Source organism: Pseudoalteromonas nanhaiensis, assembly GCF_051235485.1.
GTDB classification, from domain to species: Bacteria; Pseudomonadota; Gammaproteobacteria; order Enterobacterales; family Alteromonadaceae; genus Pseudoalteromonas; species Pseudoalteromonas lipolytica_C.
Map to the genome: position 1 here is coordinate 105,756 of NZ_JBPNYQ010000012.1, position 19,583 is coordinate 125,338.

Below are 19,583 nucleotides of genomic sequence, written 5' to 3' on the forward strand. Positions count from 1 at the left end.
CTTAACAGATCAGTGAGGAAGCAAACGATGAACCCAACCACACAATCACCCACAAACTCAGTACACCCAGCGCGTCAGCAGCGGATTTTGCGCTTGCCCGAGGTAAAGGCCAAAACAGGCTTTGGCCGCAGTACCATTTATGCCCTGATGGCCAATGGTGAATTTCCCCGTTCCATTCGTATTGGCGCGCGTGCCGTGGGCTGGTTAGAAAGCGATATCGACCAGTGGATTGAAACCCGCCGTATCGGTGCTGCTTATGGCCGTGGATAAACCATCAGCATCAACCCAGTTACCTGCCGATGAGGTGAATAACAACATGCCAACATTACCGGCTGGTTTTGCCTATAACGCGCAAAACTGGCTGGTGATGCAACCAGCAGGGCAAGATAGCCCAGTTAAAATCTGTTCTTGGTTGCAAGTAGCTGCTCGTACCCGCGATCCGCAAGGGGACAACTACGGCTATTTATTGCACTGGTTAGACGATGACAATCGCCATCGCTACTGGGCTATGCCCGCAGAACTATTGGCCGGAGACGGCAGCGAGTACCGTCGAATCCTACTCAGCCGAGGAATGCGCCTAAGCAACAGTGTCAAAGCGCGGCAGTTGCTCTCGCTGTTTATTCAACAAATGGGCGAACTGGCTACGCAAAAGGCTATCAGCGTGAACTGTATTGGTTGGCATCACCACGCTTATGTGCATCCGCGCCTCACCTTTTACCCAAGCGTACACAACAACCCGCGCATGGTGCTGCAAACCATGCACCCGATAGAAGGCTTTATTCAACAAGGTAGTAGCGACAGTTGGCGGCAGCACGTTGGCCGTTATTGTCTAGATAACCCGCTATTAATTGTTGGCGTTTGTGCTGCACTGGCTGCGCCTTTGTTGCATTTGTGCGGGGTGGATGGTTTTGGTTTACACCTCTACGGTGCCAGCAGCACTGGTAAAACCGCAGCGCTGTATCCGGCATTATCGGTGTGGGGCGAACCTAATCAGCTGCGCCACAGTTGGCGTGCCACGGCCAACGGTTTAGAAGGCACAGCATTAGCGCATAACGATGCCTTGCTGGCGCTCGATGAAATGGGTGAAGTTGATCCAAAAGAGGCGGGTGATGTCGCTTACATGCTTGCCAATGGTCAGGGTAAAACACGAGCAGGCAAATACGGTGAAATGCGCTTACCCGCCCGTTGGCGTTTGGTGTTTTTATCTACTGGCGAAGTGACGCTCGAAAGCCATCTTGCCAGTATTGGCAAACGCGTGAAAGCGGGGCAGCAAGTGCGCGTGATTGATCTCAGTGCCGATGCTGGAGCGCAAATGGGCGTGTTTAACCAGAGTCATGGTATGAACGCTGCCGATTTAGCCGATCATCTTAAACAGCAAAGTCGCCAACATTACGGCAGCTTGGCCTTGGACTGGTTACGGTATTTAACGCAGCACAGCGCGCAGGTGCGCCCCGTTTTCCAAAACGTACGCCAACGTTTTTTAACCGGCTTACCACCCGAGGCTGACGGCCAAGTGCGTCGAGTTGCCGAAAAATTTGCCTTACTGGCCAGCGCAGGCTTGTTAGCCATTCAAGCCGAAGTACTCGATTGGCCAACCCAAAATGTCGAAGCCGCCTGCTTAAATCAGCTTAACCAATGGATACTTGCCCGCGGTGGTGTGGCCGCCAATGAAGACCAACAAGCCATTCGCCAAGTACGAAGTTTTATTGAGCAGCATGGCGAAAGTCGTTTTACACCTAAACAAATCGGTTACAGCAGTCAAGTACGCCAGCGTGCAGGTTGGCTTGATACTACTGGCCCACAAACTCTCTACCTGTTTTACCCAACTGGCTGGCGTGAAGCCACCGAAGGCCTCAGCCCAGAACGTGCCGCCAAAGCACTGATGGCCGCAGGCTACCTAGTTCCCGATGGCAACCGACCACAGCGCAAAGTCAGCCTGCCCGACAACACCCGCCCACGCATGTATTGCGTAAAAGGCAGTATTTTGGATGACTAAAAAGGCGATGAATCCTGTGTGGGCTTGTCGCCTGGCAGTGAACTGCCAGGCGACATATGGACTGGGTTAAGTTTGAAGTCCATTGCAAACAAGACCGCTAGAGTACTGGCTGTGTACTTAGCTATTCGACACAGCGTGCTGACTAAATCAATGCCATTTCCAGTTTATGTTTGCGCTTCACCCAATCTGGTAAAGAGCGTTCGAGTAAGCGATAAAACTCTGGGCCGTGGTTGTGGTGCTTTAGGTGACACAGTTCATGAATGATCACGTACTCAATGCATTCTTTCGGTGCTTTAATCAGATCACGGTTTAAGGTCAGCGTTCCGCTTTTTGATAGACTGCCCCAGCGTTTTTTGAGTTGCATGATTTTAATTTTTGGCTTGTCTGTATCTGAATGTTTGAACTTGTCCCAACAATCCGAAAACACCTTATTTAAATGAAAATCGGCTTTTTCTCGATACCAATCATTAAGTAGCGACTCCACATGGTCTGGTTTACCATTGGCTGACGTTACCCAAAAAAAGCCTGCTTTCAGTGCCACATCGTTGTCAGTGCCTACTTCAATTTTTAGCCGATACTTCTTGCCTAGATACAAATGGCTTTCACCACTGACGTATTTGCGAGAAGGGGTTCTTGGGTCAAACTGGTCAAAGTAGCGAATTTGGCGCTTGATCCACCGAGCGCGCTTTTTCACCTTAGCTTCAATGGCCTCACGGTCGGTGCCTTCAGGAGCTTTCACAAAAACTGATTTGTCAGGGTGAACTGATATTTCCAGCGATTTGCGTTTAGAAAAAGCCAGCTGGAAGGGGATTTCTCCCCCTCCGTATACAACCGCTAGCCTTTCAGCACTTGCCGCTGGTGCCTCGGTTTGCTTGATGGTTGACGACATCAAGAATGCCTCCGGTGCTTCGCAACCTGCATGGTTTTCTCAATGATTTCGTCCATTTGCTCTAAGCTCAGCGTCACGCCGTACTGATCTTTGACTTCGTCATAAAGAAAATCGTCAATATCATTCATCGCTGTTTTTTGAACGTCGGCATCGTCCCAAAAATCAACTTTCCAATGGGCATCAATAATCTTTTGTATCGCTAACGATGTTTGTGCCGCAATGGCATCAAGTTGAGCATCATCGAACTCGTTGAGGGTTGCCACTTGCTGAAACTGCGGCTTAATCAAGCCAAAGTAGGCACACGCTTCGTCGTTCTCACGAATGCAATCAGGCATATCATCATGCTGCTTCGTGGCCACTTTGTTACGAATATCAATCACTCGGTTGAGATACTCTAAGTCTGAGATGCGCTTGGCCTTAAAGTCATCAATAGCGGCTTGGATCAGCTTCGAAAACTTCTCATAAAACGCAGGGTCTTCGTCCATATTCTCTGAAATACTGCGCTTTGTGGCGTGGGCGATGGTGTCCGCTTTTGATGCCGTGGTTTTGGTTTGATAAACCCCTTGCTCTTCTTTCACGGCGGTAAACATTTTTTCATCAAAAATATTCACGGGCTCGTTAAGCTGAGTCACCTCATTAGCCTGAATATGGGTATCCAGCAGTTTTTTAATTTTCGGCTCGTAGTCGCGATAATCAATCGCCTCGGCGTAACGCAACTTAACCGCCGCCTTTAAGTTCTGAAAGCGTTTTAAATCGTTTTTATAGGTTTGTAGCTTTTTCTCATCAGAGCTCATGATGAACTGCTCAGACGATAAAGCGATGGCTAAAGATTTACTGTACGCCGATAAACATTCGTAAAACTCTTCACGCAGCTCGTCATCGGCCAACAATACCTCATAGGCTTCTTCGTCTTTTGAGTTTTTAACGGCTTTAAACAAATCCCATAAGTCAGAGTAACGCTGTGGCAGCTTAAACACTTCTTCATTGATGGAGGTGAGCGTGCCTGCTAAGTCATCTTCGTCAAACCCTTCAAAGGCTTCATACATGGTTAGGGCTTTATCCAGCTCGCCCAATACGCTGGCATAGTCGATGATATAGCCAAACTCTTTACCTTCGTACAGGCGGTTAACCCGAGCGATAGCCTGTAATAGCGTGTGCTCTCGCAGGGTTCGGCATAGATACAGCACGGTGTTGCGCGGTGCATCAAAACCGGTTAATAGCTTATCCACCACAATGAGTATTTCAGGGTCATCACCGTATTTAAACTGATTGATGATTTGCTTGGTGTACTCTTCTTCAGAGCCAAAGCGCTTCATCATTTTGTCCCAGAATTTACCTACCTCATCGGTTGGTCCTTCGTCCACTTCGTCGTGGCCTTCGCGGGTATCAGGGCCAGAAATCACCACTTCAGTGGTGACGATGCCAATATCCTGTAGAAACTCTTGGTACTTTAATGCGGCCTGTTTACCTGGGGCAACTAACTGAGCCTTAAAGCCGGTGCCTTGCCAGTTCGCACGAAAATGCTCGCTGATATCAAAGGCGCGCATGTAAATCACCTGATCAGCTTTGTTGAGCATTTCAGCGCGGGCGTATTTCTTTTTAAGATCGGCCTTTTGCTCTTTGCTTAAATCGGCGGTGTGGCGCTCAAACCAGAGGTCGATAGCCGACTGATTCTGCTCCATCTCAACATGTCGGCCTTCGTACAGCAGTGGCAATACTGCTTCGTCGGCAACCGCTTGTTTAATGGTATAGTGCGGCTCAATCAGGCCACCAAACTTGGCAAAGTTATTCTTTTCTTTTTTCAGTAGCGGTGTGCCGGTAAAGCCAAGAAAACAGGCATTGGGCAACATTTGGCGCATTCGGGCCGCCAATGAGCCAAAGTTGGTGCGGTGACTTTCATCGACCAATACAAAAATATCGTGCGATTCATCTACAAACTTCTCGGCTACCCAGCCTTTATCAAATTTGTGGATCAGTGTGGTGATCAAACCCACTTTATTTTTAAGGTGCTTCACCAAATTACGGCCAGACGTGGCACGTTCGCGGCTTAAACCACAGGCCGCAAAGGTATTACCCAGTTGTTTATCAAGATCATCCCGGTCGGTAACCAAAATGATTCTGGGGTTGATAAGCTGCGGCTCTAGTGCCATAGCACGGGTGAGCATCACCATGGTGAGCGATTTACCCGAGCCTTGGGTATGCCAAATAACACCACCTTGGCGGTTTTCTTTAGCACCATTGCCTTTATTGGTTAGGCGTTTAATTCGGGCGATAGTCGCTTTAATCACAAAATATTGCTGATAGCGGGCTACTTTCTTAATGCCACCATCAAACAGGGTAAAGCGATACACTAAATCTAACAAACGCTCTGGACGGCACAGGCTGTGAATGGCATTGTCTTGCTCCGTCACCAAGCGTTTACCTTCTGCCTCTAGTGCATCAAAAAATGGCCGTGCGGTAGCAAACTCGCCACTGAATAGCTGTGCTTTAGTGTCTTCGTCTAAAGCGGTATTTACGCCTTTATCGACATCGGCAGGTTTATCTTCCTGCTCCTTCCATACGCCCCAAAACTTCTTAGGTGTGCCAGCTGTGGCGTATTGGGCGGCGTTTTTATTTACCGCCAACACTTGCTGCACATAAGTAAACAGGCGCGGAATATAGTCATCGCCCTGGTTACGAATATTTTGTGATACGGCTTGCTCTACATCCACTTTAGGTGATTTACATTCAATCACGCTAAAGGGAATGCCATTGACAAACAGGACGATATCTGGGCGCACGGTATCGGTGCTGCGCGCGCGCTCAACTGAGAACTCCGACACCACATGAAAGCTATTGTTGCTTGGATTTTTCCAATCGATGTAATTGAGGGTAAAGCTTTTTGAGTCCCCCTCAATGGTTTGCTCCATGGCTGAGCCTAAGGTGATTAAATCGTAAATAGACTCATTGGTTTTTTGCAGGCCATCAAACTTAATGTTTTTGAGCTTTTGGATCGCGGTTTGAATGTTCTCTTCGCTAAACAGATACTCGCCACCTTTATAGTTAATGCGATTAATCTTTTTTAGCTGCTGGCGAAGCACCCCTTCCAAAATTACATTGGCACTGCGCCCACCCCGTTCGGCCAAAGCCTGCTCAGGGGTAAGGTACTGATAACCCAAGTTGATCAACTGTTGCAGGGCAGGAATTTGCGACAAGTACTTTTCGTTAAACTCAAAGCCCGAAGGCTCCGAGTTTGCTGCGTAATTGACTGGCGGTGTGCTCATGCGAAGCCCTCCTTAGAAAGCTCCTGACGTGCTCCCTCAGCGTCGGGCTGGGTACAGTTCACTTGCCACTCACCGGTAAGCAGTTTTTGCATCAGGCCGCGTTTTTGGCTGCGGTATTGTTCTAAGGTCTTTTTGAGTAAGCTGATTTCCTTTTGAGCAAGATTGAGCTTGCAGGTTACGTCTTTTTGCACGTCCATTGCTGGCAATGGGATATCAATTGCGCCAAGATCTTTAAAACTAACCGTCTCACGTACGCTACCCTGAGCACTGTTCTTAATACGTTGGCGTGCTTCACTTGAATTAAGCCAGTGCAAAAAGTAGTCGCTACATACTTTTTTCGTATCTAGTTTAAACACGACGTACATTGGGCTTAAAATGCCATTTTCCCAGTCATCAAGACGAGCAATAGAGCCCACATTGATTCGAGACGGGTTGTAAGCATATTGGCCTTGTTCAACAACTTTGTAGTTCGACACGTTTGCGCTGGCTACTCGCCGCTCAAATTGCTCTTCTGGCAACACAAAGCCACTGTGATTTGTCACGCTTAAAACGCGTTCAATTGTACTGTTTTTGTTGCGTTTAGAAATTTCTGTCATCAAACCAGAAGCTGCCGTGCGTTTATGACCAGCACGGTTGATCAAGTTAGAAGTTAACCACTCAAACTGCTTTTCCTTAGCCGCAATTAACGCCTCTGTTTTTTCGATGGCGTTGTCCCACAGTTCGAGAATTTTAGCAATATTCCTTTGTTCTAAAAGGGATGGGAGCTCTATCTTAAAATTACGTATATCGGATGGGCTAATATGAGGTACAGCGGTTTCAGTTTTTGAAAATTTTGCCATTTGCTCAAAACGATGAGACCGCACGATATAGCTTAAGAAGCTTTGGTTAAGGGTTGACTTTGCTCTTAATCGAGCTACTCGCTGGACAAGTAAGCTTGGGATATCGCGCTTTCTAATGACAGATACTTTTAACCCAGCCTTTACCCATGTACGGTCAAGAGCAATGACGATGTCATGCTCTTTTAGCTGATATCGAGACAATTCCTCGTAGCTGTTTTCATCCCAAAACTTAGCATCGTCCCAGCGGATATTATTTTGCATAACATTATCGCCTCTTAGTAGGCGAATTCCTTGCTCTTTATACTCTGAACTTTTGAAAGCAAAACCTGTTAATAAATCTATGTGCTTACTTAGGGTCGAACTTACCCAACCAGAGGGGTATCCATTCACTTTACTCATTGATCACCCTCCAACTTCTTCTGTGCACGCGCCAACTGGGGAATGCCTTTTTCTGGTGTTGGCAAATCTTCCGGCATGGTGCCGCCCAGCTCCTCAATAGTGGCACGCACTTTGGCACCTACCTCAAAATGGGTTTGGTTGGCATGGGCTTTATTGCTGACCTGATCGCGCTTTAGTTTCTCTTCCGTTTGCGTGGCACGGAACAGGTTAGCGGCAAGCTCAGTACTGCCCATATGGTCGAGGATTTTTTGGCTCTTTTTTAAGCCTTTGTGCTGGTGAATGGCTTTATTGTCTAACCCACCATACAAGCCTTTATAACCATGGTTTTGGAAAATGGCGTAGTCCAAACCAGACTCAACACCTGCATCACGGGCTGCCGCAGCCAGTTGCTTGTTGTGATCGGCCAGTTCATTACGCAGCATTAAGCGTTTTTGGTCTTCATTTAGTTGCTGAAAGCCAGTGTCATCTTGTAGCTCTTGGCGACGAGTCTGAATGGCAAAATAGGTCTGCCCATTGGCGATCACCGGCTTGCTGGCATCACCGTTTTGCACAATGAGGTAACAGGCGTAACGGGACAAGGCAAACGAGTCCATTTTGCGCTGGGCACCTGAGCCAATTTCGACCATCTCGTGGATCTCCACGAAATGGTCGGCCAGCGCTTGGCCACTGTTTTCACAGGCTTTTTTGGCTTTCTCGATAACCGGTAAAAAGTTACGGTACTCTGCATAGTCCAATACTTTCGCCAGCTGGCGGGCCAGCCAAATTTCGCCACCTTGTTCATTAATTACGCGAATGCTTTCAAAGCTGGTATGTTCTGGTTGGGGAAGTTGCTTGTTACTCATCGTGCACCTCCCACCATTTTCGTGACGTCACGCAATTGGTTTGTAGTGCCGTACTCCCACTTAGACACCATTTTGTTGGCGTCAACAAAATGGTTGTTGTTCGTCATACTCATTCAGCCACCTCCGTTGTGCTTTTTTGCGCCTCGTTAGGTACGATATCCTTTAGCAGCGCTGCCATTTTGTTGCGGACCTCGGCGAGTTCGCTTTCAAGGGTGGTGATTTCAGCCTGTACCGAAATAATATCGACCTCAACTTCTTCTTCGAAGGTATCGACGTAGCGCGGGATATTCAGGTTAAAGTCGTTCTCTTTGATCTCGTCAAAGGTGGCTAAATGGGCGTATTTTTCTACCTCTTCACGGGCTGTGACCGCCGCAACAATTTTGTCTAGGTGCTCATCCAGCAGGATGTTTTGGTTTTTCCCTGCTTGGTAATGATCTTTACCGCTAGCATCAACAAATAGCACGTCTTTGCGGTTTTCATTGGCACCGCCTTTCTCACGTGAGCGGTCAAATATCAGAATTGCCACGGGAATGCCGGTACTTGGGAACAGGTTACCGGGCAAGCCGATCACAGCATCTAACAGGTTTTCTTCAATCAGTTGTTGACGAATACGGCCTTCAGCTGCGCCTCTAAACAGCACTCCATGAGGGACTACTACGGCAATGCGGCCTTCTTTTTCAACGGCGGCTTCAACCATGTGGCTGATAAAGGCAAAGTCGGCCTTTGATTTAGGTGGTAGCCCGCGCCAGTAGCGGTTGTATCTGTCGGATTCAACGTCTTCTGAACCCCATTTGTCGAGTGAAAACGGTGGGTTAGCAACCACGTTATCAAACTTCATCAGTCTGTCATTTTCGACCAGCGCAGGTGAAGTGAGGGTGTTACACCATTCGATACGAGCAGAGTCGGAACCGTGCAAGAACATGTTCATACGTGCCAGCGCCCAGGTGCTGCCGTTGACTTCCATGCCGTAGAGTGAGTAATTGCGGTCACCCACTTGGCGTGCGGCTTCAATCAATAAACCGGCTGAGCCACACGCAGGGTCACAAATACGCGCCCCCGATTTTGGTGCAGACAGACGCGCAACCAGCTCAGAGACTTTATGAGGGGTATAGAATTCACCGGCTTTTTTACCTGCATCGGAGCCAAAGCGCTCAATAAGGTAGATGTAGGTATTACCAATGACATCTTCAGACACGCGCGACGGGCTCATGTCGAGTGCGGGCTTGTTGAAGTCGTCCAGCAAGGTTTTTAGGCGACGGTTGCGGTCTTTGGTTTTACCCAAGTTGGCTTCGCTGTTGAAGTCGATGTTACGGAATACGCCTTCTAACTTGGCTTTGTTCGCGGTTTCAATATGCTCTAAAACAATGTTGATCAGCTCGCCAATGTTGGGTTCGTTTTTACGCTCTAACAATGAATAGTAGTTGGCCAAAAATGTGTCGGTAACAACGGTTTTCTTCTCTTTGGTTGCTTTGTCTTCTACTTCTTCTGTGAGTTCAACCATTGGCAGTACAAAACGCTCGCGCTCAAGCTTACGTCTGATACGGACGTCGTCGTCACCGTACTGCTTTTTATATTCTGCGTAGTGGTCATTCCATACATCGGAGATGTATTTTACGAACAGCATTACTAGGATGTAGTCTTTGTATTGCGCAGGGTCTACCGCGCCACGGAAAGTATCGCATGCAGCCCATGCTGCATTGTTGATGTCTTTTTGTTGAATCTTGTCGTTCATATCTTTAGTCATATAAATTCCTCAAATCTGGTCAGTGTCATAAAGCGGGGCAGGCTATACCGGTAGCGCCCCGCTAGCTGTAAGTTAAAAGGTTAAGAATCGAGTACGGCTGATTGAGTCCAGGTAATCGACCGCCCAAATGGAGGGTAAATCGATGTACTGTCCTTTATGGTGTACCGTGCAATGACTTCACCTTGCTCGTTTAGCTCTTCACATTCATAGGTATCAGTGTCTTGGCCTTTTCGTTGCGACCACTGACTACTTACGATGTTGAGGGTATGCGACTCGGGTACACCTATTTTCTTTTTGTATTCATCACTCATAAGGGCTCCTATCCTTTAATGTCTTTTGGGTCGTTACCGTGGCTATCTTTGCGTTGTATCTGGCCGTCTTTGCCATGTACAACAAGCTCAGAACCTTCGCGCTTGCTTTGCTCGCGCGCCGCAGCCTCAGCCTCTCGTTTGGTGCTGTGTACACTTGAAGCGCGTTCGGCACCGCCTTTTTTGTTTGCCCATCCATCAGGATGTGGTACGACATGTCGGGTATTGCCCTTGCTTGATGATGTATTCTTTGCCATAATTTCGGCTCCTGTTTTTTGAAATGAAACGTGGATTAAAGTTTTGCTAAAAGTGCTGTCACACTTTCGGCTCGTCTAAACCCAGTAACTGTCATTACTGGGTATTCATTGCTAAATTCATTAATATTGCGTCAGTTAACACCTCCTTTTTCTTTGCTAATGCATTCATTAGCTTCTGTTCGTTAATCGATAATTGGTAAATCTCAATAATCTTTTTCTGCACATCGAGATTAGGGACTACTATCTCCAGATCCTCAAGTGCAGGTTTGCTAATCATTCTTACCGCCGTGCCTGTTGCCTTACTTTGCAATACTGCTTGTGAAGTAGGTTGATTAATAAACCAGCATAGATACGCTGGCATAACCGAATCACTTTCAACTCGAATTCGCAACAGTGGCGCAGCGATAACAGCATCGCTCAACTCTTGGTCAATCAATGCTGCCGTATTAGTTTGACCTCTAGAGCGAAATGCTAAGTCGTTATGTTTAACTCTGTGATGATCCTTTAAGTCCTGCATTGCAATCTGCACTAGCTCTTGGGCATTAACTCGGTTATCTTCAGTTAAATCCTTCATCTGGATAACAGAGATATTTCCATTAGTGTCTGGCTCAAGCTTTGACCTAAAAGAGTGTCCCATCTGTACAGAGGCAATTTTTTTCAAATTAACTTTCATTGTCACCTCAAATGCGTTGTAATGGCGTTTCTGCAACTTGTGAATAAGCTTAAGCTGAGATTCATAAGTTGTCAACTATTTATTTTGCAAAAACGCCGTTACTGTAAATTTGTTTTTGAGTTGGCGTTTGGAAATGTTTGAATTGACCGGATACCTGGCTGTATTGAGAGGGATGAGTGGTCGTTGTCTGGTGCCGACATTTATTTCGGCACCAGGTATCTTGCTGATAAAAAAGAGTTAAATATTAAGAGACATATAATCAAACTGGTAGAGCTGTACAAAACGCAACCATCTGGAAATTCCGAATAGTTCAAAGTGAAGCCCAAGTAAAAACCTAACAGAGAACGCTCTAGCCAAAAACATCGAGCTATTTGATACTTTTGATCTTAAAATCGCACCAACAACACCCCTCCCGCTACCCTTTAGATCAGCGCCCTGTGAGGGGTTACTCTTTTTTCAGGCTTCTAATTTTTGGTACCGTAATGAGTTACGGCACCAAAATTCGCTTTAATCCACACATCATTCTCCGGCCCACAAAGGTGGTGCAGCAGCGCTAGGTTAATCTGGCGGCTGATCACGTTGGCGTTTCGTTTTTGACTCTCTTTTCTCAAACCTCTCAGTAATAACCCCTTACATGACTTACCCATTTGCTCCGGCGAACTGGGCAGGCAAAAGGCGCGGTTTTGCTGTTTGGGGTGCAAGGTAGCGCGCTTTCCTGTTTTAGACAAAGGCGTGATGCACCAAAAAATACGGGCGTTGGCCGGTGTGTTTGCTTGTAATGTTCTGGTTTGGTTCGTGTAATCCAAATATACCGGTAACAAATGTGCCGGTAACAAAACCAAGCCGCCTTGCGGGTGGCCATCAACCTCAGGTAAAGGTAGCCAATACAGGTTTGGCCATTGCTCGGGGCTCTGCCATTTTTCTACGATCACTTGTGCGCCAATGCTATTTAGCCATTGGTGAATCGGGCAGCCAGGGTGTGCTTGTTTAACGCGTGGTAACTGATAGGTCAGCCAGCGGGTTAAGCGTTCGGCTGCATTATCGCACTGGCTTAGTGCTGGGTAGAGGGTAAACGCGCCATGCCCAACCAGTAAAGCGACCACCTGCTGTATCCATTCTCTATCCAAATCGTTACCACTTGCCCATAACACGTCACTTATCACCTTGTTGGTTCGTCATGCCGTCTATTTTCAGTCGTCGGGTGCAGACTCAGTGGTGAATTAGATGAAAGAAATGGCCATCAAACTAACCAGTCAAATCGGTTTGTCCTGATGACCTGTGCGCAGCTAACTGTTTGATAGACATAGTCCAATACGGTGCTGTTTGGCGGCATTTAGCTAATGCAAAAAAATCGAGACGCCAAACGATCGTTTGCATTCTGGGTTAGAAAAAACAAACGGTTTGTACTTTGGATTCGAGGTTGGTTTAGGGTGAAAAAGTGCCAAATCTTACTTTGTGCCAGTACCGGCAAGGCTTTGCAGCGTTGGATTTTAATCGAGACGCCAAACAGTAAATGGGCTGATTTCCCTGTTTGGCGTTTCGATCCAAAAGCCAAACGGATAGTGGTTTTGGCGTAAGGGGGTAAAGGCATGGGGAAGTGTGTGCGCGAACACGCGAATGATTGCCCTGTAAAACCAATCGACAAAAACGCCAACTTGGTTTATATTTTAAAAATAATTCTAGTTTTCATAAACCAGAGGTCTGTATGATTGGAGAGCGCATAAAACGAGCCCGTGCAGCAGCTGGCCTGTCGATGCAGGCCTTGGGTGAGCAAGTTGGTATTAGTGCCAACATGGTTAAAAAATACGAGCACGACCAGAGTATGCCTTCGTCGGGAGTTTTACTTAAATTGGCGACGGCTTTGTCGGTTCGTACTGAATACTTCTTTCGCCCAGCACAGGTGACTTTGGGGGAGGTGGAGTATCGTAAAAAAGCCTCAGCTTCAGCTAAGTTGCTAAAGAAGATTGAGTCTGATGTGGTTGACCAAGCAGAGCGCTGGTTAGCGCTTAAAAATGTATGGCCAAACTTCCCGATAGCGAGTTTTAACTACCACCCCGACGTTCCTGTTGTTAGTACTTTAGACGCAGTAGAGCAGGTTGCCACCAAAGTCCGTACTGATTGGCAGTTAGGTATGAATCCATTGCCAGACTTAATCGACTTGCTTGAGTCTAAAGGTATTTTGGTGATTGTCAGTAACGTACCCCAAGCCGATAAATTTGATGGGTTACAAGCCCAAATATCAGGGCAGCCAATTGTTGTTGTGTCTTCTCATTGGCCTGGTTGCCGCCAGCGGTTCACATTGGCGCATGAGCTTGGCCACCTTGTTTTACATGGCTTACTCGATGAATCCCTTGACGAAGAGATGGCCTGCAACCGCTTTGCTTCTGCGTTTTTACTGCCCGAAGTAGGCCTTTTTCAGCATCTAGGAGAGCGACGTTCGAACGTAGACCCCAAAGAGCTATATTTCCTGAAACACGAATATGGCTTAAGCATGGCAGCTTGTTTGTATCGCAGTGCCGACCTTGGTGTGATCACCGAAGAGAAAAAACGCCAAATATTTATACAGTTCTCAAAAAACGGTTGGCGAAAGCAAGAGCCTGGGAACCCTTTTCCACAAGAACAAACATTATTGTTTGAGCAGTTGGTTTATCGTGCATTGGCAGAGGGAATTGTTAGTGAATCGAAAGCCGCTGAGCTGTTACAGATGTCAGTGATGGCATTGCATAAGCAACGCCAAATGTTGGCTGAGGCTGTTTAAATGTATTTGTTGATCAGTGATGCCAATATCCTCATTGATCTCGAAGAAGGCCAATTATTAGGCGTCTTTTTCAATTTGCTTTACCAGTTCAAAGTTCCAGATGTGTTATTCCACGAGGAGTTAAGCGATCAACATGGCTATTTACTCGAGTTGGGGTTGTTGTTGGGGGAGTTAAGCCCTGAGTCTATGATGTACTCATTTGAACTGAGGCAAAAGTATGCTGGCCCTAGCATGAATGATTGCTTTGCACTTGCGTTGGCGAAACAAGAACAGTGTCCATTGCTAACTGGGGATATGGCGCTTAGGAAGGCGGCTGAAAAAGAAGCGATATTAGTTCAAGGTACGCTATGGGTTGTTGAGCAGCTCGTCACCCATGGTGTATTGTCAGTTGAAGAAGCTCAAGCTGCCTACGATAAAATGGCAAAAGCTGGTCGTCGCTTACCTTGGGCGCTTGCAAAGCAGCGTTTAACCCAATTATAAACTTTGCATAGCCCCAATTGCCCCATTCCTTGGGGCAGTTTAATATCCTCTTATTCACCCTCTAAAGCTCGGCATATCAAGTGTTGCCCCATTGTCCCAACTGCCCACGGTAAGTGAGCAAATGGGGGCTTGTTAGTTTCGCCTGATGGGCCTTTTCGGCATGCGGCTGCGTTTGCCATCGAAAAAGGCCAATACTCTGAACCAATAGAGTGATTCTTCATACCCCAAGCTGTGCGTTGGACGTGCAGGCGGGATGAGCCCCAGTTTGCGTCCTAAACTGACAATCACGTAGAACATGAGTTTTAGCATCAGCCAAGGAGCGAGTACCACGAATACCATCAGGCAATACCGAGTAATTGCGTAGCCTATACCATGAGGTTGTTCGAGTAAGGCAATGCCAATACACCAACCAAGGCCTGCCAGCATGGCTATTGGAAAGGTAATGGGGGCGAGTCGCATCATAAATTGCATGTTAATGACCTTCTGTGTGGTGTTGTGAAGCGGGCTCAAAGTTCACCAGTGGTTCAACCACATCAGCCACGGTTTGATGGGCAATTCGGCGCTCTTCAAAATAATCGTGGCGGTCGTAGATACCCTCAACACCTTTTAGCTTATGGTTAATACAGCGTTCGGCTACGTTGCCTGCAATGCCCAAAGAGGCGGCAAGGCTGCGAAAGGTGCGGCGTAGATCGTGTACGGTGAAGTGTTCAAGTTTGCCCATTTTATTGGGAGGCTGTTTTTTGCGCCCAGGCTCGCGACCAAAGAGTTTAGAAATGGCACGGTTCAGCGTATCTGGCCCCATATGTGGACGATGGCTTGCTCGTCTGGCAGGGAAAACATAAGGCGAGCCACAAGCACGGATTTGCAGCTCGTTAAACCAAGTAACGGCTTGGCACGGTAAGGGAATGCTGATCGGCACGCCAGTTTTGCTGCGTTCTTTGGGTAGATCCCACACGCCTGTGGTTAAATCCATTTCACGCCACATGGCTTCGCACAGTTCGCTTTTGCGTACACCCAATACCAAAAACAGGCAGCAAGCGAGGTAGTTGTCGCGGCCAAAGCTATTGATATGGGTATGAAACACGCTAAAGGCGTAGTGAATTTCCTCTTTGCTAAGCATCCTGTCTTTACTGGACTCCACGCCCCCTGCATCGTCCACGGTAAATGCTGCGGCTGGGTTGTTCAGCGTTAAGTCGAGCTTTATCGCATGCCGAAACAGCTGCTTCATGTACATCAAGGTATCGTTGGCAATGGTAGGGCGGTTACTTTCTCGAATGCGCTCTAATACTTCGCGCACATGTGTGGGGCGCACAGCTTGGATAGGAAGTTGACCAATCACTGGTGCAATTTCTTTGGTAAAAACACGTTTGGGTATATTGGGGTGCTTTAACCGGCGACTTAAGTCTTTGGCATACCAGTCTTGAAACAGCTGGCTGACATTTTGGATCTCTGGGATGGTTTCAATAGCGCGAATTGCTAATGGGTCTTCACCTTGCTGAAGTTGTAGCTGCATTTTAGACGATTCAAGTCGAGCCTCTGCTAAGGTCATGCTTGGATATTGACCGAGCGTGGCTTCTCGTCGTCCGTTTAGGCTGGTATACCTTAGCATCCAATACGGCATGCCAGATTTTCTTACGCAAAAATATAGGCCATTACCATCACTGTATTTTTTGTTTGCTGCTGCGGTGCGAGCATAAGATTGCACCTGAGTTGCGGTTAGTTTTGCCATCGTTTGTTACTCTATATTCCTAAGAAATCGTTAAAATTTGCTCACCATTGCCCACCACTGTTTGTTTATCGATTGGTTCGATAGTTGAGTGATTGAACAATCTGCAAGCAGCACGATAAGTGGAGATGGCATAAGGCGGTGGTGAGATAGATGCAAAAATCTGCTCACCAGATACCTTGACTTTTTGCTTATTGAGTCAAAAAAACAGGGTTTGCCCACCATTTTGCCCACCACTTAAACAGCAACTGGTAACGGACATCTGCAAACCGATTTGGACGGGGAAAATCAAAAAGCCCTGTATTTACAAGCAAATAACAGGGCTTCTAAGACATTCTTGGACGGGTAAAAAAACTATTCGATGTTTTGAATTTGTTCGCGCATTTGCTCAATTAGCACTTTTAATTCTACTGCTGCATTGGTGATGTCACTGTTGATAGACTTCGATGCTAATGTGTTTGCTTCTCGGTTAAACTCTTGCATCATAAAATCTAAGCGTCGGCCACATGCACCACCTTTGACTATAATTTTCTTTGTTTCTTTAACATGCGACTTTAAGCGATCTAGCTCTTCAGCTACATCTTGCTTTTGCGCTAGGTAAATAAGTTCTTGCTCAAGACGTGATTCATCAATGTCTGTTTTCAGTTCTTCAAGTTTTTGATTTAGCTTTTCACGTTGCCATTTAGCGATTTCTGGTAAGTGGCCCTCAACAATGGCAACTTGCTCTAAAATTGCATCAAGGCGAGTGGTGATCATTTCTTGTAGGTTTGCACCTTCATCACCGCGAGCTTGTTTGAAGTCTTCAATTACTTTGTCAAAACCTGCAATCAGCGCTGTATTAACGCTATCCATATCGAGCTCTTCGGCTTCCATAACGCCAGGCCAACGCAAAATATCAACAGGATTAATGTCACCATTACTCTGTTGTTGCACCCATTGTGCGCTTTTAATTAGCTGCTCAGCCAGTGATTCGTTAATCGTTAACTCACCAACATGAGCTGGATTTGCAGCAAACTTTAAGAAAACTTCAACTTTACCGCGTTGTAAGTGTTTACGTAAACGCTCACGAATAACAGGTTCCATGCCACGAAATTGCTCAGGTGCGCGGATAAAAGTCTCAAGGTAACGTTGGTTAACTGAACGAATTTCCCAAGTGCCAGTGCCCCATTCGCCTTTAATTTCGCGACGCGCATAAGCTGTCATGCTGTGGATCATGGATAATTTCCTAGTGTTATTTATATTCAAAGTTGCTTGATTATACCGTATCAGCTTTTAACCTCTAGCGTAAATTTTCTGAAATCGGCTTTTAAGATACAGTTAATTATGTAAATCACATGGCATCTGCCACCACATCGACTTATAATGTGGCAAATTCAGAATTAAGGGGATCGTTAATGCGTCCAAGCGAAAGAACACCTAATCAAATTAGACCGGTTACATTTACACGTAATTACACTATGCATGCTGAAGGCTCAGTATTAGTAGAGTTTGGAAACACTAAAGTTTTGTGTACAGCAACTGTTGAAGCTGGTGTACCACGCTTTATGAAAGGCCAAGGTAAAGGTTGGGTTACGGCTGAATACGGTATGTTACCTCGTTCAACACATACTCGTAATGGTCGTGAAGCGTCGCGCGGTAAGCAGGGCGGTCGTACAATGGAAATTCAACGCTTAATTGCACGTGCACTTCGTGCTGCAGTTGATTTAAAAGCGTTAGGTGAAAACACCATTACTATCGATTGTGATGTTATTCAAGCTGATGGCGGTACACGTACAGCATCTATTAGTGGTGCGTGCGTTGCGTTAGTTGATGCACTCACTTACATGCGTAGTAAAGGTATGATCAATTCAAACCCACTTAAGCATATGATTGCTGCAATTTCAGTCGGTGTATATAAAGGTCAACCAATTAGTGACCTTGAGTACCTAGAAGATTCTGAAGCTGAAACAGATATGAACGTGATTTTGACGGAAACGGGCAAAATCATCGAAATCCAAGGTACAGCTGAAGGCGAACCTTTCTCATTCGACGAACTAGATGAGCTACTTACATTAGCTAAGCACTCAATTCGTGAAATTATCGACGTTCAAAAGCAAGCATTAGCTTAATAAAGAAGTAGGTTTATTAGTTATGAAAGATTATCAAAAAGAGTTTATTGAATTCGCACTTGAAAAGCAGGTGCTTAAATTTGGTGAGTTTACTTTAAAGTCTGGCCGTACTAGCCCTTATTTCTTTAACGCTGGTTTATTTAATACTGGTCGTGACCTTGCACGTTTAGGCCGCTTTTATGCAGCTGCACTTGAAGATGCTGGCATTGAATACGATGTAATATTTGGCCCTGCTTATAAAGGTATTCCAATTGCTACGACTACTGCGGTTGCTTTAGCTGATCACCACGACAAAGATGTGCCTTACTGTTTTAACCGTAAAGAGAAAAAAGCACACGGTGAAGGTGGTACATTAGTAGGTTCTGAACTTAAAGGTAAGATCATGTTAGTCGATGACGTGATCACTGCGGGTACAGCGATTCGTGAATCGATGGAAATTATTGCAGATAATGGTGCAGACTTAAGTGGCGTTTTAATTGCTCTTGACCGCCAAGAGAAAGGCAAAGCTGAGTTATCGGCTATTCAAGAAGTCGAGCGTGACTTTGGCACTAAAGTTATCTCGATTGTAAAACTAGCTGACTTAATTAGTTACCTAGAAGCGAAAGGTACAATGGATGAGCATTTAGCGGCTGTAAAAGCATACCGTGATCAATACGGCATTGCATAACAACTAAAAACGCGAATTTTTTAAAAGCCCAGCTATGTTGCTGGGCTTTTTTTGTTTTTAGAGCGTTGTGCTTTTATAGCCTTAAATACAGCTAAAAAGTTACTAAAGCGTTAATAAAGTTTCTCTTTTGTACTGTTTAGACTAAAAAGGATGCAAAAGGTAGTTTTTTTAAAGTTTTCTCAAAAAAGTGCTTGCGTTAATTCGCTGCATCCCTATAATGCGCATCCACTGACACGGCGGACTGCTTACAAACAAGCAGAACAACGAGTTGGTTGAGTCAAGTAAAACTGAGTTTTGAAAAAATAAACTTTTCTCAAAATTAAGTGTTGACAAAAATAACGGCTTGCGTAGAATGCGCAGCCCTTGAGGCGCAAAAGTATCTCAAAACGTTCTTTAACAATATAAAGCAATCATCTGTGTGGGCACTCGTACAGATTGAGTTCTAACAGCGAAGCTTAGTTTACTAAGTGACGCAAACAAATTTAGAGTCTCAATTTCTTATGAGTGACTATATAGTCAATTTATACAGAATTCATTGAGCACGAAACTTCGGTTTCAAAAAACTTTTAATTGAAGAGTTTGATCATGGCTCAGATTGAACGCTGGCGGCAGGCCTAACACATGCAAGTCGAGC

The 19,583-nt window shown here is 46.0% G+C and carries 19 protein-coding genes and 1 rRNA gene; 8 read left to right on the forward strand and 12 right to left on the reverse strand.

What is annotated here, in order from left to right; genetic code table 11:
* The first annotated feature begins 27 nt into the window (after positions 1-27).
* Positions 28-270, forward strand: coding sequence for a helix-turn-helix transcriptional regulator (locus ACSFVZ_RS12165; RefSeq protein WP_017043889.1), 243 nt, complete (start codon positions 28-30; stop codon positions 268-270).
* Complete coding sequence (locus tag ACSFVZ_RS12170; RefSeq protein ID WP_435558951.1) at positions 257-1,996, forward strand: DUF927 domain-containing protein; 1,740 nt, start codon at positions 257-259, stop codon at positions 1,994-1,996. The genes ACSFVZ_RS12165 and ACSFVZ_RS12170 overlap by 14 nt, the downstream gene beginning before the upstream one ends.
* Before the next feature lie 142 nt (positions 1,997-2,138).
* On the opposite strand, the gene ACSFVZ_RS12175 is transcribed toward ACSFVZ_RS12170, so the two are convergent.
* The 9 genes from ACSFVZ_RS12175 to ACSFVZ_RS12215 form a co-directional block, all read right to left on the reverse strand.
* On the reverse strand, positions 2,139-2,885 hold the full coding sequence (locus ACSFVZ_RS12175; RefSeq protein WP_435558952.1) for a M48 family metallopeptidase: 747 nt from the start codon (positions 2,883-2,885) through the stop codon (positions 2,139-2,141).
* Positions 2,885-6,148: a type I restriction endonuclease subunit R gene (locus ACSFVZ_RS12180; RefSeq protein WP_435558953.1), complete on the reverse strand. Its 3,264-nt coding sequence runs from the start codon at positions 6,146-6,148 to the stop codon at positions 2,885-2,887. Before ACSFVZ_RS12180 ends, ACSFVZ_RS12175 begins: the two co-directional genes overlap by 1 nt.
* The gene (locus tag ACSFVZ_RS12185; RefSeq protein ID WP_435558954.1) at positions 6,145-7,386 is read right to left on the reverse strand and encodes a restriction endonuclease subunit S; all 1,242 of its coding nucleotides are present in this window, start codon (positions 7,384-7,386) and stop codon (positions 6,145-6,147) included. Before ACSFVZ_RS12185 ends, ACSFVZ_RS12180 begins: the two co-directional genes overlap by 4 nt.
* Entirely contained in the window at positions 7,383-8,228 is an 846-nt protein-coding gene (gene dinD, locus ACSFVZ_RS12190; RefSeq protein ID WP_085284098.1) for a DNA damage-inducible protein D, read from the reverse strand. The genes ACSFVZ_RS12185 and dinD overlap by 4 nt, the downstream gene beginning before the upstream one ends.
* A 109-nt stretch (positions 8,229-8,337) precedes the next feature.
* A complete protein-coding gene (locus tag ACSFVZ_RS12195) occupies positions 8,338-9,972 on the reverse strand; it encodes a type I restriction-modification system subunit M (protein ID WP_435558955.1) in 1,635 nt (544 codons plus the stop codon).
* A gap of 80 nt (positions 9,973-10,052) precedes the next feature.
* A complete protein-coding gene (locus ACSFVZ_RS12200; RefSeq protein ID WP_005085357.1) occupies positions 10,053-10,283 on the reverse strand; it encodes a hypothetical protein in 231 nt (76 codons plus the stop codon).
* A gap of 8 nt (positions 10,284-10,291) precedes the next feature.
* Complete coding sequence (locus ACSFVZ_RS12205) at positions 10,292-10,537, reverse strand: DUF2188 domain-containing protein (RefSeq protein ID WP_005085359.1); 246 nt, start codon at positions 10,535-10,537, stop codon at positions 10,292-10,294.
* 94 nt (positions 10,538-10,631) lie between these two features.
* Positions 10,632-11,210 carry a restriction endonuclease subunit S gene (locus ACSFVZ_RS12210; RefSeq protein WP_435558956.1) on the reverse strand — a complete coding sequence of 193 codons (579 nt, stop codon included), beginning with the start codon at positions 11,208-11,210 and terminating at the stop codon, positions 10,632-10,634.
* A 464-nt stretch (positions 11,211-11,674) separates the two neighbouring features.
* Positions 11,675-12,361 carry a hypothetical protein gene (locus ACSFVZ_RS12215; protein ID WP_435558957.1) on the reverse strand — a complete coding sequence of 229 codons (687 nt, stop codon included), beginning with the start codon at positions 12,359-12,361 and terminating at the stop codon, positions 11,675-11,677.
* 279 nt (positions 12,362-12,640) lie between these two features.
* Between ACSFVZ_RS12215 and ACSFVZ_RS12220 the strand changes: the two genes are divergently transcribed.
* The 3 genes from ACSFVZ_RS12220 (at position 12,641) to ACSFVZ_RS12230 (ending at position 14,448) form a co-directional block, all read left to right on the forward strand.
* Positions 12,641-12,787: a hypothetical protein gene (locus tag ACSFVZ_RS12220; protein WP_435558959.1), complete on the forward strand. Its 147-nt coding sequence runs from the start codon at positions 12,641-12,643 to the stop codon at positions 12,785-12,787.
* Positions 12,788-12,915: 128 nt separating this feature from the next.
* Entirely contained in the window at positions 12,916-13,968 is a 1,053-nt protein-coding gene (locus ACSFVZ_RS12225) for a helix-turn-helix domain-containing protein (RefSeq protein ID WP_273492824.1), read from the forward strand.
* On the forward strand, positions 13,969-14,448 hold the full coding sequence (locus tag ACSFVZ_RS12230) for a PIN domain-containing protein (RefSeq protein ID WP_435558961.1): 480 nt from the start codon (positions 13,969-13,971) through the stop codon (positions 14,446-14,448). It begins immediately after the preceding gene.
* A 132-nt stretch (positions 14,449-14,580) separates the two neighbouring features.
* On the opposite strand, the gene ACSFVZ_RS12235 is transcribed toward ACSFVZ_RS12230, so the two are convergent.
* The 3 genes from ACSFVZ_RS12235 to ACSFVZ_RS12245 form a co-directional block, all read right to left on the reverse strand.
* Positions 14,581-14,919: a hypothetical protein gene (locus ACSFVZ_RS12235; RefSeq protein WP_435558962.1), complete on the reverse strand. Its 339-nt coding sequence runs from the start codon at positions 14,917-14,919 to the stop codon at positions 14,581-14,583.
* A 1-nt stretch (position 14,920) separates the two neighbouring features.
* Positions 14,921-16,177, reverse strand: a complete 1,257-nt coding sequence (locus ACSFVZ_RS12240; RefSeq protein WP_435558963.1) for a tyrosine-type recombinase/integrase — start codon at positions 16,175-16,177, stop codon at positions 14,921-14,923.
* Positions 16,178-16,528: 351 nt separating this feature from the next.
* Positions 16,529-17,389, reverse strand: a complete 861-nt coding sequence (locus ACSFVZ_RS12245; protein WP_138558347.1) for a YicC/YloC family endoribonuclease — start codon at positions 17,387-17,389, stop codon at positions 16,529-16,531.
* A 179-nt stretch (positions 17,390-17,568) separates the two neighbouring features.
* On the opposite strand from ACSFVZ_RS12245, the gene rph reads away from it, so the two are divergent.
* From rph to ACSFVZ_RS12260, 3 genes are all read left to right on the forward strand, one after another.
* Positions 17,569-18,282: a ribonuclease PH gene (rph, locus tag ACSFVZ_RS12250; RefSeq protein WP_054554228.1), complete on the forward strand. Its 714-nt coding sequence runs from the start codon at positions 17,569-17,571 to the stop codon at positions 18,280-18,282.
* A 22-nt stretch (positions 18,283-18,304) separates the two neighbouring features.
* A complete protein-coding gene (gene pyrE / locus ACSFVZ_RS12255) occupies positions 18,305-18,949 on the forward strand; it encodes an orotate phosphoribosyltransferase (protein WP_199526624.1) in 645 nt (214 codons plus the stop codon).
* A 567-nt stretch (positions 18,950-19,516) separates the two neighbouring features.
* Positions 19,517-19,583, forward strand: a 16S ribosomal RNA gene (locus ACSFVZ_RS12260); the annotation flags it as partial.

Coding starts and splice junctions, on each gene's coding strand:
- ACSFVZ_RS12165 (WP_017043889.1), top strand. CDS start 28: ATGAACCCAACCACACAATCACCCACAAACTCAGTACACCCAGCGCGT.
- ACSFVZ_RS12235 (WP_435558962.1), bottom strand. CDS start 14,919: ATGCAATTTATGATGCGACTCGCCCCCATTACCTTTCCAATAGCCATG.
- ACSFVZ_RS12170 (WP_435558951.1), top strand. CDS start 257: ATGGCCGTGGATAAACCATCAGCATCAACCCAGTTACCTGCCGATGAG.
- ACSFVZ_RS12245 (WP_138558347.1), bottom strand. CDS start 17,389: ATGATCCACAGCATGACAGCTTATGCGCGTCGCGAAATTAAAGGCGAA.
- ACSFVZ_RS12200 (WP_005085357.1), bottom strand. CDS start 10,283: ATGAGTGATGAATACAAAAAGAAAATAGGTGTACCCGAGTCGCATACC.
- ACSFVZ_RS12185 (WP_435558954.1), bottom strand. CDS start 7,386: ATGAGTAAAGTGAATGGATACCCCTCTGGTTGGGTAAGTTCGACCCTA.
- pyrE (WP_199526624.1), top strand. CDS start 18,305: ATGAAAGATTATCAAAAAGAGTTTATTGAATTCGCACTTGAAAAGCAG.
- dinD (WP_085284098.1), bottom strand. CDS start 8,228: ATGAGTAACAAGCAACTTCCCCAACCAGAACATACCAGCTTTGAAAGC.
- ACSFVZ_RS12195 (WP_435558955.1), bottom strand. CDS start 9,972: ATGACTAAAGATATGAACGACAAGATTCAACAAAAAGACATCAACAAT.
- rph (WP_054554228.1), top strand. CDS start 17,569: ATGCGTCCAAGCGAAAGAACACCTAATCAAATTAGACCGGTTACATTT.
- ACSFVZ_RS12205 (WP_005085359.1), bottom strand. CDS start 10,537: ATGGCAAAGAATACATCATCAAGCAAGGGCAATACCCGACATGTCGTA.
- ACSFVZ_RS12210 (WP_435558956.1), bottom strand. CDS start 11,210: ATGAAAGTTAATTTGAAAAAAATTGCCTCTGTACAGATGGGACACTCT.
- ACSFVZ_RS12230 (WP_435558961.1), top strand. CDS start 13,969: ATGTATTTGTTGATCAGTGATGCCAATATCCTCATTGATCTCGAAGAA.
- ACSFVZ_RS12180 (WP_435558953.1), bottom strand. CDS start 6,148: ATGAGCACACCGCCAGTCAATTACGCAGCAAACTCGGAGCCTTCGGGC.
- ACSFVZ_RS12225 (WP_273492824.1), top strand. CDS start 12,916: ATGATTGGAGAGCGCATAAAACGAGCCCGTGCAGCAGCTGGCCTGTCG.
- ACSFVZ_RS12240 (WP_435558963.1), bottom strand. CDS start 16,177: ATGGCAAAACTAACCGCAACTCAGGTGCAATCTTATGCTCGCACCGCA.
- ACSFVZ_RS12175 (WP_435558952.1), bottom strand. CDS start 2,885: ATGTCGTCAACCATCAAGCAAACCGAGGCACCAGCGGCAAGTGCTGAA.